Annotated in this window: 10 protein-coding genes; 9 read left to right on the top strand and 1 reads right to left on the bottom strand. The window is 28.1% G+C overall.

Going from position 1 to position 16939, the window contains the following annotated elements; translation table 11 throughout:
* Nucleotides 1-2 precede the first annotated feature (2 nt).
* The 6 genes from ACH36K_RS11400 (at nucleotide 3) to ACH36K_RS11375 (ending at nucleotide 5920) form a co-directional block, all read left to right on the top strand.
* Complete coding sequence (locus ACH36K_RS11400) at nucleotides 3-308, top strand: hypothetical protein (protein ID WP_411167750.1); 306 nt, start codon at nucleotides 3-5, stop codon at nucleotides 306-308.
* Nucleotides 309-863: 555 nt separating this feature from the next.
* Nucleotides 864-1577: a transaldolase gene (locus ACH36K_RS11395; RefSeq protein WP_411167749.1), complete on the top strand. Its 714-nt coding sequence runs from the start codon at nucleotides 864-866 to the stop codon at nucleotides 1575-1577.
* Nucleotides 1578-1593: 16 nt separating this feature from the next.
* The gene (locus tag ACH36K_RS11390; protein ID WP_411167748.1) at nucleotides 1594-2052 is read left to right on the top strand and encodes a PTS sugar transporter subunit IIA; all 459 of its coding nucleotides are present in this window, start codon (nucleotides 1594-1596) and stop codon (nucleotides 2050-2052) included.
* A gap of 15 nt (nucleotides 2053-2067) precedes the next feature.
* Nucleotides 2068-2352: a PTS sugar transporter subunit IIB gene (locus tag ACH36K_RS11385; RefSeq protein WP_411167747.1), complete on the top strand. Its 285-nt coding sequence runs from the start codon at nucleotides 2068-2070 to the stop codon at nucleotides 2350-2352.
* A gap of 23 nt (nucleotides 2353-2375) precedes the next feature.
* Complete coding sequence (locus tag ACH36K_RS11380) at nucleotides 2376-3755, top strand: PTS ascorbate transporter subunit IIC (protein ID WP_411167746.1); 1380 nt, start codon at nucleotides 2376-2378, stop codon at nucleotides 3753-3755.
* Between the two features lie 62 nt (nucleotides 3756-3817).
* Entirely contained in the window at nucleotides 3818-5920 is a 2103-nt protein-coding gene (locus ACH36K_RS11375; RefSeq protein ID WP_411167745.1) for a BglG family transcription antiterminator, read from the top strand.
* Nucleotides 5921-5958: 38 nt separating this feature from the next.
* Here the strand turns inward: ACH36K_RS11375 and tnpB are convergent, their stop codons facing one another.
* A complete protein-coding gene (gene tnpB / locus ACH36K_RS11370) occupies nucleotides 5959-7119 on the bottom strand; it encodes an IS200/IS605 family element RNA-guided endonuclease TnpB (RefSeq protein ID WP_411167744.1) in 1161 nt (386 codons plus the stop codon).
* A 510-nt stretch (nucleotides 7120-7629) separates the two neighbouring features.
* Here tnpB and ACH36K_RS11365 point away from each other — a divergent pair.
* From ACH36K_RS11365 to ACH36K_RS11355, 3 genes are all read left to right on the top strand, one after another.
* Nucleotides 7630-8631 (top strand): Rpn family recombination-promoting nuclease/putative transposase, encoded by a 1002-nt coding sequence (locus tag ACH36K_RS11365; protein ID WP_411167743.1) that lies wholly within the window; start codon nucleotides 7630-7632, stop codon nucleotides 8629-8631.
* 442 nt (nucleotides 8632-9073) lie between these two features.
* Nucleotides 9074-10453: a hypothetical protein gene (locus ACH36K_RS11360; protein WP_411167742.1), complete on the top strand. Its 1380-nt coding sequence runs from the start codon at nucleotides 9074-9076 to the stop codon at nucleotides 10451-10453.
* Nucleotides 10454-10741: 288 nt separating this feature from the next.
* Complete coding sequence (locus tag ACH36K_RS11355; RefSeq protein ID WP_411167741.1) at nucleotides 10742-16876, top strand: glycoside hydrolase family 2 TIM barrel-domain containing protein; 6135 nt, start codon at nucleotides 10742-10744, stop codon at nucleotides 16874-16876.
* The last annotated feature ends 63 nt before the right edge of the window (nucleotides 16877-16939 follow it).

Raw genomic sequence — 16939 nt, 5'->3', positions numbered from 1 at the left:
ATTTGGGGGTTACATTAGAAGAAAAGACTAATAATTATGTTGATCAAACTATTGTTGGACAAGATTTTAAACCGAAGAAGAAAAAAATAAGAACCTTTTTCAAAAATTACTATAAAGAGATAATAGCTGTATTTATTGCAATAGGAATAGGAAATTCACTAGGAAGTATAGGAAAAGTAGGTTCAACAGAGGTTAATGATCTTAATTCTGAAATCAAAGAAAATACTAGTATATTAGAAGATAAACAAAATGAAGTAGACACAATTAATAGTTCAATAAATGAATTAAAACTACAGTTGAATAATTAATAAAATTAAAGTTATATAGGTTATCATATAGAGTTATTTTTTGAACTAGTTTTAATAAAAAAAGTAGATATAAATAATATTATTTTTTTATAAACTATTTATTGTTTAATAATAAGCATGATCTTTCTATTTAATATTTTAAAATTAATTCATATAAATAATTCTGTAAGAATTGCTGCTATAACTAATATATAGGAAAAAGGGTGTCAAATTGATCTCAACTTGAAACGTTAGAAAAATATCTAATGCTTCAAAGATATTTCAATTTAACATCTTTTTTTATTATCTATAAAAGTATAAAGTTTTAAAAATATGATTATATAAGGCTTTCAATAATTGAATGTTGAAAAGTAGATTCACTTTATACTTTCCTTACCTTCAGTTTCTATATGGAGATATGTAAGTTTACGTTAACTTGGAGCAAAGTTACGGAATAAGTAAACTTACATATGTCCATTTTTTATTTCCTAATTAAAGGGAAAGAAATAGATATTCTTTAATTCATAAATTAAATATATCATTGTATTAAGAAGAACAATAAAGGGGGAGAGCAAAATGATTAAAGATTTAAAGGTTAAGATTTATGCAGATGGAGCTGATTTAAATTCTATGTTAAATGAGTATAATAAGGGAATTGTTAGTGGTTTTACTACTAATCCATCCTTAATGAAAGCTGCAGGAATTAAAGATTATAAAGAGTTTGGAAAAGATGTTTTAAGTAATATTAAAGATATGCCAATATCTTTTGAAGTATTTAGTGATGATAAAGAATCTATTATTAATGAAGCAAGGGAACTTTACATCTGGGGTGAAAACGTTTATGTAAAAATTCCTGTTGTAAATACTAAGGGTGATTTTAATGGAGATATAATAAAAGAACTATCAAAAGATAAAGTTAAGTTAAACATTACTGCAATTTTTACTACTAAGCAAGTAAAGGAAGTTTTAGATTGTTTAGAAAAAGATAGTACAGCAATAATATCAATTTTCGCAGGAAGAATTGCCGATGCAGGGGTAAATCCAAGCAGTATTATTAGTGAAGCTATTAACCTAGCAAAGGATTATCCAAATGTTGAAATATTATGGGCAAGCTGTAGAGAGTTATACAATATCATTGAAGCAGACAATTTAGGATGTCATATTATCACAGTTCAAAATAGCATTTTAAATAAATCAAATTTATTAGGAAAGGATTTAACTGAATATTCAATAGATACAGTAAAGGACTTTTTTAAAGATGCAAATAGTTTAGGTTTTTCAATTTTATAGTAGAGAGGTAAAAGACATGATAAGAGAGCTGTTAACAGAAGATTTAGTTAAAGTTAATATTAAAGCTAGTAATTGGGAAGATGCAGTAAGGGAAGCTGGTGAACTTTTATATATAAATAATAAAGTAGAAAAGTCATATATAGATGCTATGGTTAAAACTGTGGAATCTATGGGACCTTACATTGTTATGGCACCAGGTATAGCTATGCCTCATGCAAGACCAGAGGCTGGAGTAAAGGATATTGGAATAGCAATTATATCTCTTGAAAAACCAGTTAATTTTGGTAGTGAGGATTTTGATCCTGTTAAGCTAGTTATAGCATTATGTGCTTCTGAAAGTAAAGTTCATATAGAACTACTTAAAGATTTAACTAATATTTTAGATGATGAAGATTTAATAAATAAAGTTGATAATTGTAAAACTAATATAGATCTTAGAAATTTAATTATTGAAACTTATATGAAGAACAAATAAAAGGAGGTATTTTTTATGAAGATAATTACTGTTTGTGGAAATGGGATAGGAAGCAGTTTGATGTTAGCTATGAAAATACAAGAAATATGTGATGAGGAGGGGATAAAAGCAGAAGTAGAATCTTGTGATGTAGGTGCAGCAGGAGGAAAAAATTGTGACTTATTTATTACTGTAAAAGAACTTGCACCAAATTTTAATAAAGATAAAACACTTATTGTTAGAAGTTACATTAATAAAAAGAAAATTAAAGAAGACGTACTTGATAAGATAAAGAATAAATATGAAGAATTAAATAAATAATTTATTAAGGGAGTGAGTTTATTATGGAAATTATATTATCATTTTTTAAAGATATTTTAAAAGAACCAGCATTATTAATGGGTTTAATGGCATTTGTAGGTTTAATAGCTTTAAGAAAACCAGCTCACAAAGTTATGACAGGAACATTAAAACCTATACTTGGTTATTTAATGTTAGGTGCTGGGGCAGATTTTATCGTATCTAACTTAAATCCACTAGGAGAAATGATTCAAAAGGGATTTAATATTAGTGGAGTTATACCAAATAATGAGGCTATAGTTTCAGTGGCTCAAAAAGTTCTTGGTGTTGAAACTATGTCAATACTTATTACAGGATTAATTGTAAACCTTTTAATAGCTAGATTTACTAAGTTTAAATATATATTCTTAACTGGTCATCATAGTTTCTTTATGGCATGTTTATTATCTGCAGTATTACAAACTGCTGGATTTGAAGGATGGACATTAATATTAATAGGTGGAGCATTCTTAGGTTTAGTAAGTTCAATTTTCCCAGCAGTAGGTCAAAAATATACTTTAAAGGTTACAGATGGTGATGAGGTTGCAATGGGTCACTTTGGTAGCTTAGCTTATTATATTTCTGCTTGGATAGGTGGAAAAGTAGGTAAGCCAGAAAATAGTACAGAAAAAATGGATATACCTGAAAAATGGAGCTTCTTAAGAGATACTACAATATCAACAGCTTTAACAATGATGGTTTTCTATTTAGTTGCAGCTATAGCTTCAGGCTCTGAATTTGTTACTACTTTATCTGGTGGTCAAAATATGATTTTATTTGCACTTATGTCAGCAATGAAATTTGCAGTAGGGGTTACAATAGTTTATGCAGGTGTTAGAATGATTTTAGGAGACTTATTACCAGCATTCCAAGGTATTGCAACAAAGGTTATACCAGATGCAATTCCAGCAGTTGACTGTGCAGTATTCTTCACATATGCACCAACAGCAGTAGTTATTGGTTTTGTAGCTAGTTTTATAGGTGGAGTAATTGGAATGTTACTTTTAGGAGTAGCAGGTGGAGTTTTAATTATTCCAGGTCTTGTACCTCATTTCTTCTGTGGAGCAACAGCAGGTATATATGGTAATGCAACAGGTGGTAAGAGAGGTGCTGTAGTTGGAGCTTTTGTAAATGGATTATTAATTACATTTATTCCAGCATTATTACTTCCAGTACTTGGACAGTTAGGATTCCAAAACACTACATTTGGAGACTTTGACTTTGGTGTAATAGGAATTACTATAGGTAAGTTATACACATGGTTAGGTTCTATTGGGGTAATTGCTTTATTAGCAGTATTAATAATTGCAGTTATAGTTCCAAGCTTTATGAAAACTAAAACAAAAGTAATAAACAATGTTACCGATGATGGTGAATCTGTATAGATAAATAACAATGCTTAAGCAAGGCAAATTAGCCTTGCCTTAGGCATTTTGGAGGAGATTCAGTGAATACAAGGTGTGTGGAAATTTTAAATTTATTTCTAAACTCTAATAATGATATAAAGGTAGATGATTTAGCAAATAGATTTTCTATTTCTAATAGAATGATTAGATATGATATTGATGAAATAAATAGCTTCTTAAGAGGGATAAATTTTAAGGAAATAGATAAGAAGCCTAATTCACCTTTAAGGTTTTCTTTATCAAAAGAGGAAAAGGAAGTTTTAAGAAATCATCTAAATAATATTAATTTAAGTAATTACATTTATTCTACAGAAGAAAGAGTAGCAATTTTGTTATATGAATTATTAAGCTCTAAAGGAGAATGTAATTATAAAGTATTGCAGGACAAGTTATTAATAAGCAAAACTACTTTATTTTCAGATATAAAAAAAGTAAAGCTTTGGCTTGAAGAATATTATATTAAAATAATTAAGGTGTCCAATAAGGGCTTTAAAATTCAGGGTAAAGAAAGCAATATTAGAATAGCCATGACAGATTTATTAATAGATAGCAATAAGTACAATATTAATACTACACTAGAAAAAATTTATAATAATAATAGTAAAAATATTTATGATAACTTAACTAGGTTTGATATAAGTATAGATAATCTTGATTATATAAAAGAACTTATTAGTGGTCTTGAAGAAGAGGTTGGAGTTTTTTCTGAGGAAGATTATACAAATTTAGTTATTGTAATATTTGTTATTGTAAATAGATCTTATAAAAATGATGAAATAATAGATGAATTGCAAGTTGATTTTAATAAAGTTTATCAAAATGAATATAAAGCAGCTAAGAAATTATCAGAAAATCTTAATGATAAATATGGAGTAGTATTAAATGATAATGAAATTAACTTAATTACTAGTAAGATTCTGTCTGGAAGTAAGAATAAAAAGAATTTATTTGAATCGGCAGATTATTTTAATGCTTGCCATATTACTGATAGGTTAATTAAAAATGTAAGAATTGCTTTAGATAAAGAATTTAAAATGGATAATAGTTTACTTGAAAGCTTAATAAATCATATGAAGAGTCTTATTTTTAGATTAAAATATAATATTTTAAGTACAAATCCTATAATAGATACTATTCAAAGTAATTATGCAAAGGAATTTCAAATAGTTAAAGAATCATCTAAATTTATTGAAGATAAGTTTCAGTGTAAATTATCTATAGATGAGATAGGATATTTAGTAATGTATATAGTGGCTGCAATAGAACAAGTTAAAAAAGAAGATGAAGAAAAGATTAAAAATGTTTTAATAGTTTGTTCTGCTGGATTTGCAACAGGTAGATTACTAGAAGCAAAGATTAGAGATCATTTCAATGTTAATATTGTAGCTGTAACTTCTATTCATGGAATAAACAAATATTTAAGTAATAATAATATAGATTATATAATTTCTACAATTAATTTAGATGATAATATTGAAGTGCCAGTAGTAAAGATCTCACCAATATTATTTAATAGAGATTTAGATAGATTTAAAAATATATTTCCTAAAAGAATAGTTGAAGAATCAATACCTTCAGTAGATGGGATTATTGAAATAGTTGAGAAATATTCTGAGATAGTTGAATATGCCAAATTGAAAGTTGAATTAAGTAATTATATAAAAGGTGTAAGAGAAGACTTCAGTAATTTAAATCAATTTATTCCTTTAGAAAACATACAACTAAACTTAGAAGTATCAGATTGGAAGGAAGCAATAAGGTTAAGTGCAAAGCCTCTATTAATAAATAAAGACATAAGTAAAGAGTATATAGATGCAATGATAGAAAATGTTGAAAAACTAGGAGCTTATATAGTTGTTGATGATGGAATTGCAATACCACATGCTAAACCAGATAAATACGTTAATAACTTTGGAGTAACTATAAATACATTTAAAAATCCAATTACTTTAGGAGAACATAACAATGTACGAATTTTTATTACTATTGCTAGTGTAAATAACGAAAATCATATCAAATTAATAACTCAAATAATGAAGCTAATAGAAAATGAAAGCTTTATCAATGGTTTAATTAATTCTAAAGAAAGAATCGAAGTTAAGGAGTTATTAGATAATGTAAATACTTTATATATGAATATTTAGTGATAAAGTAATCTCCATATGAACTATCATTTTGTGAACTACTCGCACTTATAGAAGTGTGAGCTTCCTGTTTCAAAGACCTCGTAACCTACTATCTCCACAGGCTTGAATTTGGATTGTTCCAATCCTATTTTTAATATATTTAATGCAGCATTTATATCTCTGTCATTGTGTGTATAATGACAACTTGGACATTTCCATGTTCTAACATTTAGATTCTTAGTATCTTCATTTTTGAATCCACATTTAGAGCATATTTGACTTGATGGGTAGTAAGTATCTATTATTGATATTTCCCTACCATACCAGTTAGCTTTATATTCTAGGAATTGTCTAAGTTTATACCAGCTTGCATCACTAATTAATTTTGATAATTTATTGTTTTTAAGCATACTTTCTACTTTAAGATTTTCAAGACATATTACTTGGTTTTCGTCAATTAGTCTTGAACTTAACTTATGAAGAAAGTTATTTCTACAGTTAGCTATTTTCTCATGGATCTTAGCTAACTTAATTCTAGCTTTATAATAATTACTACTACCTTTAGTTTTGCTTGATAATCTCCTTTGAGCTTTAATAAGTTTTTTATAATATTTATTAAGAAATTTAGGATTATCAATTACTTCACTATTGGAAGTAACACAAAATGATTTTATTCCTACATCTAAACCAATAGCAGTATTAAGCTTTGGAAGTTTTTTAATTTCATCAACTTCACAACATAGGGAAACATAGAATTTATTTGTATTAGTCTTACTTATAGTAGCATTTAGAATTCTACCTTTATGTTGTCTATGGTACTTAATACTTACTGTACCTACCTTTGGAAGTTTGATTTTATTATCTACTATCTCAATATTGCTATTAACCATTTGAGTTCTATAACTATGAAAGTGATTGCGCTTACTTTTAAATTTAGGAAATCCGTAACCTTTAAAGAAATTCTTATATGCCCTATCTAAATCTCTTAAGGTTTGTTGCAATGATATACTATCTATTTCTTTAAGCCATTCATAACTAGACTTTAGGCTAGTTAATAAGCTTGAACATTCTTTATAAGAAACTGATTTTTTAGTTTCTTTATATTCTTCAATTTTATGGTTTAAGAAATAATTAAAAATATATCTATTACACCCGAAGGTTTTATTTAGCATTATAGTTTGTTCTTTATTTGGATATATCCTATATTTGAAAGCCATCTGCAAATTTATCACTTCCTTTCAATTATAGTATTTACTAAAGTTAAGCAAATTATAACCATATCGAATGATTATAATTTATTGCTATCCATCACAACCTTATAGAAGGTGGTGTATTTCGCAATATTTAGATAAAATAATAAAGCAAAAGGTTAGCAAAATCGCTGACCTTTTTTATTTTTGGCCATGCTTTAAATTGATGTTGAAGTATCAGATTGGAAAGAAGCAATAAGGTTAAGTGGAAAGCCTATACTAGTAAATAAAGACATAAGTAAAAGCAGAAAATGACTAATTACAGTCTTAAATAATATAATCGTAAATGATGATAAACTAATAAAAAATATATGACAGTATTTATTCAAAAAATCTATATGAGTATAAAAAAAATAAGAATTATTAGAACGTAAGTTCGCATATAAATTTTACGAAGGGGTATAATATTAATATAGTTGCAGCTAAAAATATAAGGTGGATTTTTACAGTTTACTTTATTATAATAGAGGTGTAAAGTTGAGAAAAAATATGAATAACATTCATGATAAAGGCTACAAAGATTTGTATTCTAATAAAGATGTTTTTATAAATCTTGTTAAGGATACATTGAAATTTTCTTGGGCAAGTGAGATAAAACCAGAAGATTTAATATTAGTAGATAAGTCATACATATTGCCCAACTATCATGACAAAGAATCAGATATAGTTTATAGAGCAAAAATTGAAGATGAAGAGGTTATATTTTTTACTTTGCTTGAATTTCAATCTACTGTAGATTACAGTATGCCTATAAGATTGTTTTTCTATATAAGTGAAATATTAAGACGAGAAATTGATCCTAAAGTAATTAAAGATAAAAAGAAAAATATAAGTGTTCCAGCAGTAGTTCCAATTGTATTATACAATGGTAAAAGACCATGGGATGCTAAGATAACTTTTAGAAAGATGATATCTAAGGAAGAAATGTTTTCTAAAGGATTAATTGATTTTACATATGATTTAATAGACGTTAATAATGGTTATTCGAAAGAACAGTTACTTAATTTTAAAAATATAACTGGTGCTATATTTTTACTAGATCAAAAAGTAAATGAAGAAGAATTTTTAGAGAGAATAAAACTTATTGCTCTAACCTTTGATAAAATTTCTAACAGGGAACGTAAAGCATTAATACATTGGATAACACAAACTACAGAAGATACAATTGCAAAGAGCTCAAAAGAAGTTTTACTAGCAAATAAGGAGGAGATTATTAAAGTGGTTGCTAACAATTCTAATCTTATAAAAGAAATGAAAGAAAAAGCAGAAAATAAGGGACTTAAGGAAGGAATAGAAAAGGGAATAGAAAAAGGAAAAGTAGAAATTGTTATAAAACTACTTTCCAAAAAATTTAATAATATACCAGATTATTATAGGGAAAAATTATTACAGTTAGATGAATCTGTTATAGATACAATTGCAATTGAAATCTTTGAGATGAATTCAATTGAAGATCTAAATAAATATATTAGTAATTAATATAATACAACTTTAAAGGGTGTCCAGTGGGCATCCTTTTGCTTATCCTTATTTACACATTAGTTTTTAAAAAAGCTAAAATATATTATTTTTATAAATTCATCTTCTACATATATGAAAGTTGTAGGAGATGATAACATGGCATTTTGACATTTACCGAATAGTTAATTTTAAAACTTATCCTTCGAGCCATTAAAAATATATCACAGACATCGATTATTTTGTGTTTCTTAATGGGTTAGTGATTATTGTGAGAATTGCTAATATAAATATTAATTTATATGTAAAGAGATATGAAAATGGTAGTTATTTTATAATGCTTTTTATAGCTATTTAGTTATATTGAATTAGCATATTTAATGATGTTTATATTATATAAAATGTAACCAAAGAAAGTAATAAGTAATATATTATTATTAATAGTAATATAAAGGAAAGTTTTATGAGGTATATAGGTGATATAGATTTAAATATTGGACAATCATACTTATCTGACTGGAACGAAGTTTTGGCTGTTAAAGAGCTGATTGCAAATGCAATTGATGAAACGGAAACTGGAGATAAAGATATACTCATTGAAGAAATTTCTAAGGATACTTGGAGTATTACAAACTATGGGAATGAAATAATACCTGATAATTTTCTTATGAATGAAGGAAAGAAGTCAATAAAGAAAGGTAAAATAGGAAAGTTTGGAATTGGTTTAAAGGATGCTATAGCTGTTTTGACAACAAGAAATATAAATATTGAAATTATTACAAGCCAATATATATTTAAGCCTATATATAAAAGTAAATGTAATCTAGTAAAAGAGGTATCTCTTTTTATAGAAGTATATGCTAACAATAGAAGTGTTAAAGGAACACAAATCATTTTAAGTGAATGTAGTAAATATATTATAAATAAGGCTAAGTATAATTTTTTAAAATATAGATATGGACACTATAACGTTATAGAATTCACAGAATATGGAGAGGTAATATTAGAAGATTCTAAAGTTAATAATGGAACAATTTATTTAAATGGTATGAAAATTGCAAAGGATAGTAAGCTACTATTTTCATATAATATTTTATTAGAAGATAGGATTCTAAAGAAAAATCTTATTAGAGAAAGGAAAAATATTAGTAAAGAAGTTTACAGTAGTAGTTTGCAACAGATAATAAAGACAATTAAGGGCAAGGTAGTTCAGGATAAGTACTTAGATAGATTATTGACGTCAAAACATGGAAGTATGCGAGGGGAACTTATATATAAGGAGACAATAATAAAAACAGTACGTTATGCTTTGAATAATAATTTTAAATTAGTATTTTTCACAAAACCAGATCGTCAAAAATATTACGGACTATATAGTGATTTATCTAAGATAGATAAAATCAAATTAATAATACTAAATGAAAAATACTATAAATATATTAAAGATGATGATGAATTAATGAAAAAGAACATATTTGCTGATTCATATAAGTTAAGTTATAGAGAAATATCAGTGGAAGAGCTAAATGATGGTGAAAGGAATGTATTTGATTTAGTTAAAGAACTAATCGTATTTCATAGTGGAAAAATAGGAACATTTAATATAGTAATTAGTGAAAATAAAGATGTAGCTTATGAGCCTGAAAATGATAAGATTATTATATCTAGGAAGTCATTGCGTTATGTTCATAAATGTTTCTTGGAGGTAATTAATGCAATAAGAGATTCATGTGAAAATGGAGAAGATTTTAAAGATTATATTTTTATGAAATTTGTTAATAATGAAGTAAATAACATAAAATTTAAAAATAAAGTAATTGATAAAAACAAAAAGCAAGCCTAAAGAAATAATCGAAGTTAAAGAACTATTGAAAATATTGTGTTAGGATAAATTATAAAGCAAAAGGTCAGCAAAACTGCTGACCTTTTTTTATTCTTTAGGAAATTATAGAAAGCTTACCCTATGAATAACTTTTTATAATTTCCATCATTCAGTTTTCAAGTCGATATATATAGGTTTGCGATGACTTGGAGCAAAGCGACGGAATAAGTGAACCTATATATATCGACTTTTTTATGAAGTTTTCAGAATAAAATTTGTATAAATTACATAAAGATTAAAGTAATTGCTTTGAATAAATTGGTAAAAAATGGTATAATTAAAGATGAAATACAAAATATCCTATTTGATTTTATAGTAGATGATTTCTCATCAAACGTTTACAAAAAAAGACTGGGGGAGTTGGTAACAGAATTAAAGTTATATAAACAACTTAATAAAAATAAAGTGAGAATTTTGGGGGGAAATATGAAAATAAGAAATAGTATTATTTCATTAGTATTGGCAAGTACAATAGTATTATCTTTAGTTGATTTAAATGGAGTAACAATTGCATTTGCAGCAGACTCTCAATTTGCTGGAGAAGAATGGTATGATCAAATTAGTACTGTTAAAGTAAATCGTGAAGCTGCAAGATCTATGTTTTTTCCGTATGAGACAGCTGAAAAAGCATTAGGAAGTGAAAAGTCAGTATTAGATGATATTGATGAAACAAATTCTAAGTGGTATAAAACTTTAAATGGAACATGGGATTTTAAATGGGCTGAAAAACCTGCAGATCGTGAAAACGGTTCAAGGGGAAGTGGAGCTAAAGATTATGAAGAAAATTGGGATACAAAGGATTGGGATAAAATAGAGGTTCCAAGTAATATTCAAACTCAAAGAGATGGAAATGGGAACTTTAAATATGATAAACCAATTTATACAAATCAAACTTACCCATGGGCAAATTACGAAAATGTAAATTATAATACAAATGGAACAAATAAGCCTGTTGCACCAACAGTAAAGAATAGTGTTGGACAATATAAAAGAAGCTTTACTTTACCTGAAGATTGGGATGGAAGAGAAACTTTTGTATCTTTTCAGGGGGTAGAATCAGCTTTTTATTTATATGTTAACGGAGAAAGAGTTGGTTATGCAGAGGATAGTTATACTGCTGATGAATTTAATATTACTAAATATCTTAAACCAGGAGAAAATACAATTGCAGTTGAAGTTTATAGATGGTCAACAGGAAGTTACTTAGAAAATCAGGATTTTATCCGTTTAAGTGGTATATTTAGAGATGTATTTTTATATTCAAAAGCAGATGTTGAAATACGTGATATTTTTGTAAAAACAGATTTAGATGAAGAGTATAAAGATGCAGTGATTACATTAGATGCAGATATAAGGAGTTTAAATCCAGAAAAGTCAGGTAAGTACACAGTAAAGGCTGATTTATATGAGATAGATAGTGATACAAAGCTTTGGAATGAACCACTTTCTTTTGACGTAAAAGTAAATGCAGGAAAATCAACAGTTGAAGAAGGTTCAGAAGATACAGGACAAAGAGGAACAGGTTCTAAAGAAGTTGTAAATCCTAAAAAGTGGTTTGCTGATACACCAAATCTTTATAGGCTATTAATTCAATTAGAAGATGAGGAGGGAAATATAATTGAAGTAGCATGTCAAAGGGTAGGATTTAGAAAAATCGATAAAGTAGATATAAATGAGGCAGGTCAAGAACAAGCACAAATCAATGGGAAAAAGATAATGTTTAGAGGAGTAAATAGACATGAGTCAGATCTTATTGATGGACGTGCTATTACAAAAGATGATATTAAAGAAGATTTAGCAATAATGAAGCAATTTAATGTAAACGCAATTAGAACTTCACACTATCCAAATAATCCATATACTTATGCATTGGCAGATGAATTAGGATTATATATATGTGATGAAGCAAATATTGAATCTCATAAGGGTGCAACAGAGGCAGGAATTCCATCTGCTGAGGCTGAGTGGAATAATTCAGTTATGGACAGAACAATAAATATGGTAGAAAGAGATAAAAACCATCCATCTGTTGTTATTTGGTCATTGGGAAATGAAGCAACTTATAAAACCTATCCTATGGATGAAAATTATCCTTTCTATAATTCTACACAATGGATTTTAAAGAGAGATCCATCAAGATTGAGAAAATATGAAAGAGATAATCGTTATACTAAAGGAAGTCCTGAAAAATCTATAGTAGATATTTACTCATCTCAATATTGGTCAGTATCAGGAGTACTTGGTCACGTAACGAATACTGCAAATAAGGCACCATATATTCAATCTGAATATGCACATGCAATGGGAAATGCTCTTGGTAACTTTAAAGAATACTGGGATGTATTTAGGAATTATGAAAATGCGCAAGGTGGATTTATTTGGGATTGGATTGACCAATCTATTTCAACAAAAATCGAAAATGTTACAAAATATTATTTGAAAAATTCTAATGGCTCTGAATCTGAAGTAAAGGGAACTTTAGAAGAAGGTAGAGAAGAAGGTGGAAAAGCATTAAAGGGAAGAGCTTTTGTTCCAAGTGTAAATGCTAATAGCAACGAATTAACTTTATCTGCATGGGTAAAGCTTGATGGAATGACAGGAAGCGATCAGGCAATTATTTCAAAAGGCGATAGTGGTTACAATTTGAAAGTTAGCAAATCTGGCAATAAAATTGAATTTTTTGTAGATGGTTGGAGTGCTGGAACACTAACAGTTGATTTCCCAAAAGAAAATATAGGTAAATGGACTAATATTGTTGGGACATACGCAAATGGTAAATATTCTATATATATAGATGGAAAGAAAGCTGGAGAAAAGAATATTTCAAAGCAAAATCCAGTGGATAGCAAAAGTTATAATATTGGAATTGGGGATGATCCAGAATATAATGGTCGTGTTTTCAATGGTTTAATTGATAGTGTACAAGTTTTAAATAAAGCACTTACAGAAAAAGAAATTAGTGAAAATTATAAAGCTCCAAAGGAAAATATAGTATATTCTATGAGTTTTGCAGATAATGAAGTTAGAAAAGAATCAACTAACTATCCAGAGGGAGAGTATTTCTTTGGATATGGTGGTGACTGGGGAGAAAAGGTTACTGATAATGATTTTTGTGGAAATGGTCTAATGAATGCGGACAGGACTCCATCAGCTGAATTATATGAAGTTAAAAAGGTACATCAAGAGGTATCTTTTTATGATGATGGAGAAGCAAAGAATGGAAAAGTAAGAATTGTAAATGAGTTTTTAAATTCAAATTTAAATGAATATGATGTTAATTGGAAGCTATTAACAGATAATGGCATTGAGGCAGAAGGAAAGCTTTCAGAAGAAGAAAAAAATATTTTAGCTGGTGAGGAAAAAACAATTCAATTAAAATTACCAGAAATTAAAGTAATAGAAGGTTCTGATTATACATTAGAATTTAATGTTACATTAAAAGAAGATAAACCTTGGGCTGGAGATTATTATGGTCATAAGGGAGATGAAGTAGCATTTGAGCAATTGACATTAAATTATACACCTGAAGTAGCACGTCCTGCTATTGATGTAAGTGATTATAATCCAATAAATGTAGAAGAAACAGAAAAAGAAACAGTTATTACTGGTGGAAAAGATAAAGAATCCTTTTCGGTTACAATTGATAAAACAACCGGTTATATAACAAACTATGTTGTTAATGGAGATGTACTACTAAAAGAAGGTCCAAAGCCAAATTATTGGAGAGCAAGAGTAAGTAATGATCCTGATTTTACTGATAGTATGAAAAATGCAGCAGATAATTTTAAAGTTGAAAATTATACAATAGACGCTAAGGAAAAAGCAGTATCAGTACGTATAGATGGAAATATTGAAGGTATAGACTCTCCGAATAGCATTGATTATATGATTTATGCAAATGGTGATATAGTAGTAAGTAATAGCTTTACCCCTTCAAACTCAAGTTCTGTTGGAGAAATTGCAAGAATTGGTATGAAGATGGTTGTTCCTAAAGGATATGAAAATCTAGTGTATTATGGAAGAGGGCCTCAAGAAAACTATATAGATAGAAAAACAGGTGCTAAGCTTGGTATTTATAAAGATACAGTTACAAATGCTTTTTCTAGTAAATATACTAGACCTCAAGAGAATGGAAATAAAACAGATGTTAGATGGACAGCTTTAACAAATGGAGAAAATGGAAAAGGTATAATGGTAGTTGCTGCTGATAAGATGGAAACAAGTGCATTACATTATAGGGCAGAAGATATAAATAATGTATGGAAGAGTTTTGGACATCCATTCCAAGTGCCAACTATTGAAGATACAGTTTTAACAGTAGATTATGCACAAAGAGGTCTTGGTAATGCAAGTTGTGGACCTGGACCTTTAGGGGAATATATACTAAACAAGGGACAAACTTATACACATTCATTTAGAATTACACCTATTTCTACTGAAGCTGCTAATGAAGATGAATTTGTAAAAGAAAGAATGGAAAATAGTAAATTAAATGTAAACTCAACAATGCCGGTTACTGGAGTTACATTAGATGGCATTAAGTTAGATGAGTTTGACCCTATAAGGACAACTTACAATTATGAGTTAATTAATAAAAAGGATATTGCACTTCCAAAGGTAGAGGCTATTAAAACAGCTGAAAATGTATATGTAAAAATAACACAACCAACCATTGAAAATCCAGTTGCAATAATTGAAGCAGTTTCTTCATTTGGTATAAAAAAGGAATATAAAATTCAATTTAATATTGTTGATGAAATTCATGTAAGTGATATGAATTGGATAGTGGATAAGAGTGGATACAGCTCAAATAAAAGGGATTTCTGTACATGCGGTAGCCCACTTGGAGTTTGGATAGATGGAGTAAAAACTCCGTTTACAAAAGGAGTTGGATCTCATGCACCTTCAGAAGTAAAGATTAACGTTAAGGGTAAGAATGCTACAAACTTTACAGCAATTGCAGGAATTGGCATGGAGCAAGGTGGAAATGGTAATGTGAATTATGTAGTTAAAGTAGATGGCAAGGAAGTATTCCGTAAAGATGGTATAATGTTCAAAACATCTATTCCAGTAAATGTAGATATTCGTGGAGCTGAAACAGTATCTCTTATTACAGAAACTAATGGAGCAGATTCTAATGACCATGCTGTATGGGCTGATGCAAAGCTAATTTATGAAGTTTCAAAGATAGGCTTAGAAGAAGCAATAAGAGAGTACAAAGTAATTGAGGAAAATAAGGAAGATTATACAAAGGGAAGTTTTGAGTTATATACAAATGCATATAATGTAGCAACAGAAACATTTAAAGCAGAAGATGCAACTCAAGATGAAATTGATAATGCAGTTAATGCTTTAATGTCTAATAAGAAAGGTCTTGTTTATATTAAGGATTTAAAAGTAACAGTAGAAGAATATAAGGCATTAGATTCTACATTATTTGTAGAAGATAGCTTTAATAAATTTAATGATGTATTAGCAAGAGGAGAGGTTTTACTAGCAAATCCACTAGCAACAACAGAAGAAGTAACATCATTAATAAATGAATTAAGAAATGCATTTAAGAATTTAATTCCATTAGATGAAAGTAGAAAATCTTTAATTAATATTATTAATGAATTTAATGAAAAAGATAAAGATTCTTATACAAAATCATCTTGGAGTGCTTATGAACTTATTATTAAGGAAGCTATTGAAATATTAAATGATGTTAAAGCAACTGATGCAGACATTCAATTAGTAATAGCGAAAACAGATGAAAAGGTAAAATCATTAGTTGATTTGACAATATTAAAAGAAAAAATTAAAAACTTAACTAATCATGATCAAGTAAATTACACTGTAAATTCATGGAATGATTATATAAGTGTAGTTGAAGAAGCAAAGGCTGTTTTAAATAAATCTGATTCAAGTAAGGAAGAAGTTAATAAGGCAGTAGAAGATTTAAGAGATATAGATAATAAATTAGTAGATGTATCAAAATTAAAGCAATTAATTGTGGAAGCAGAAAAGCTTGAAGAAAAATATTATGAAAAAGATGCTTGGAAGTCATTACAAGAGGCAATTAAAAAGGCTAAAGATACATTGATTTCAGGTACAAAGGAAGAGGTTGCTAATATTATAGAAATCTTAAATAACAAAATGAATGATATAAAAACACCAGAAAAACCAGATCCGAAACCACCAGTTGTAACACCAGATCCAAAACCAATTGAAACTCCAAAGCCAGGAACTGGAGGCAATAATGGTAATAACAATATAAATGGTTCGGATAATAATGGCGGAAAGTTACCAAGCACAGGAGGAACATCATCTTCTGCTGTAGGAGTTATTGGAGTACTAACTTCAATTGCTGGAATATTTATGATGAAGAGAAAAAATAAATAATTAGTATTGAGACAGTAGGTGAATTTGCATAAATTAAAGAGCAATAAATTAGAATTTTCATTC

The organism is Clostridium sp. MB05, from assembly GCF_046581255.1.
In the GTDB taxonomy this organism is placed as follows: domain Bacteria; phylum Bacillota; class Clostridia; order Clostridiales; family Clostridiaceae; genus Clostridium.
This window is presented reverse-complemented; position numbering and strand designations above follow the sequence as displayed.

What these genes read in the sequence shown, in the direction of transcription:
- ACH36K_RS11360 (WP_411167742.1), top strand. Translation starts at nt 9,074, where the DNA reads ATGAGGTATATAGGTGATATAGATTTAAATATTGGACAATCATACTTA.
- ACH36K_RS11395 (WP_411167749.1), top strand. Translation starts at nt 864, where the DNA reads ATGATTAAAGATTTAAAGGTTAAGATTTATGCAGATGGAGCTGATTTA.
- ACH36K_RS11380 (WP_411167746.1), top strand. Translation starts at nt 2,376, where the DNA reads ATGGAAATTATATTATCATTTTTTAAAGATATTTTAAAAGAACCAGCA.
- ACH36K_RS11385 (WP_411167747.1), top strand. Translation starts at nt 2,068, where the DNA reads ATGAAGATAATTACTGTTTGTGGAAATGGGATAGGAAGCAGTTTGATG.
- tnpB (WP_411167744.1), bottom strand. Translation starts at nt 7,119, where the DNA reads ATGGCTTTCAAATATAGGATATATCCAAATAAAGAACAAACTATAATG.
- ACH36K_RS11390 (WP_411167748.1), top strand. Translation starts at nt 1,594, where the DNA reads ATGATAAGAGAGCTGTTAACAGAAGATTTAGTTAAAGTTAATATTAAA.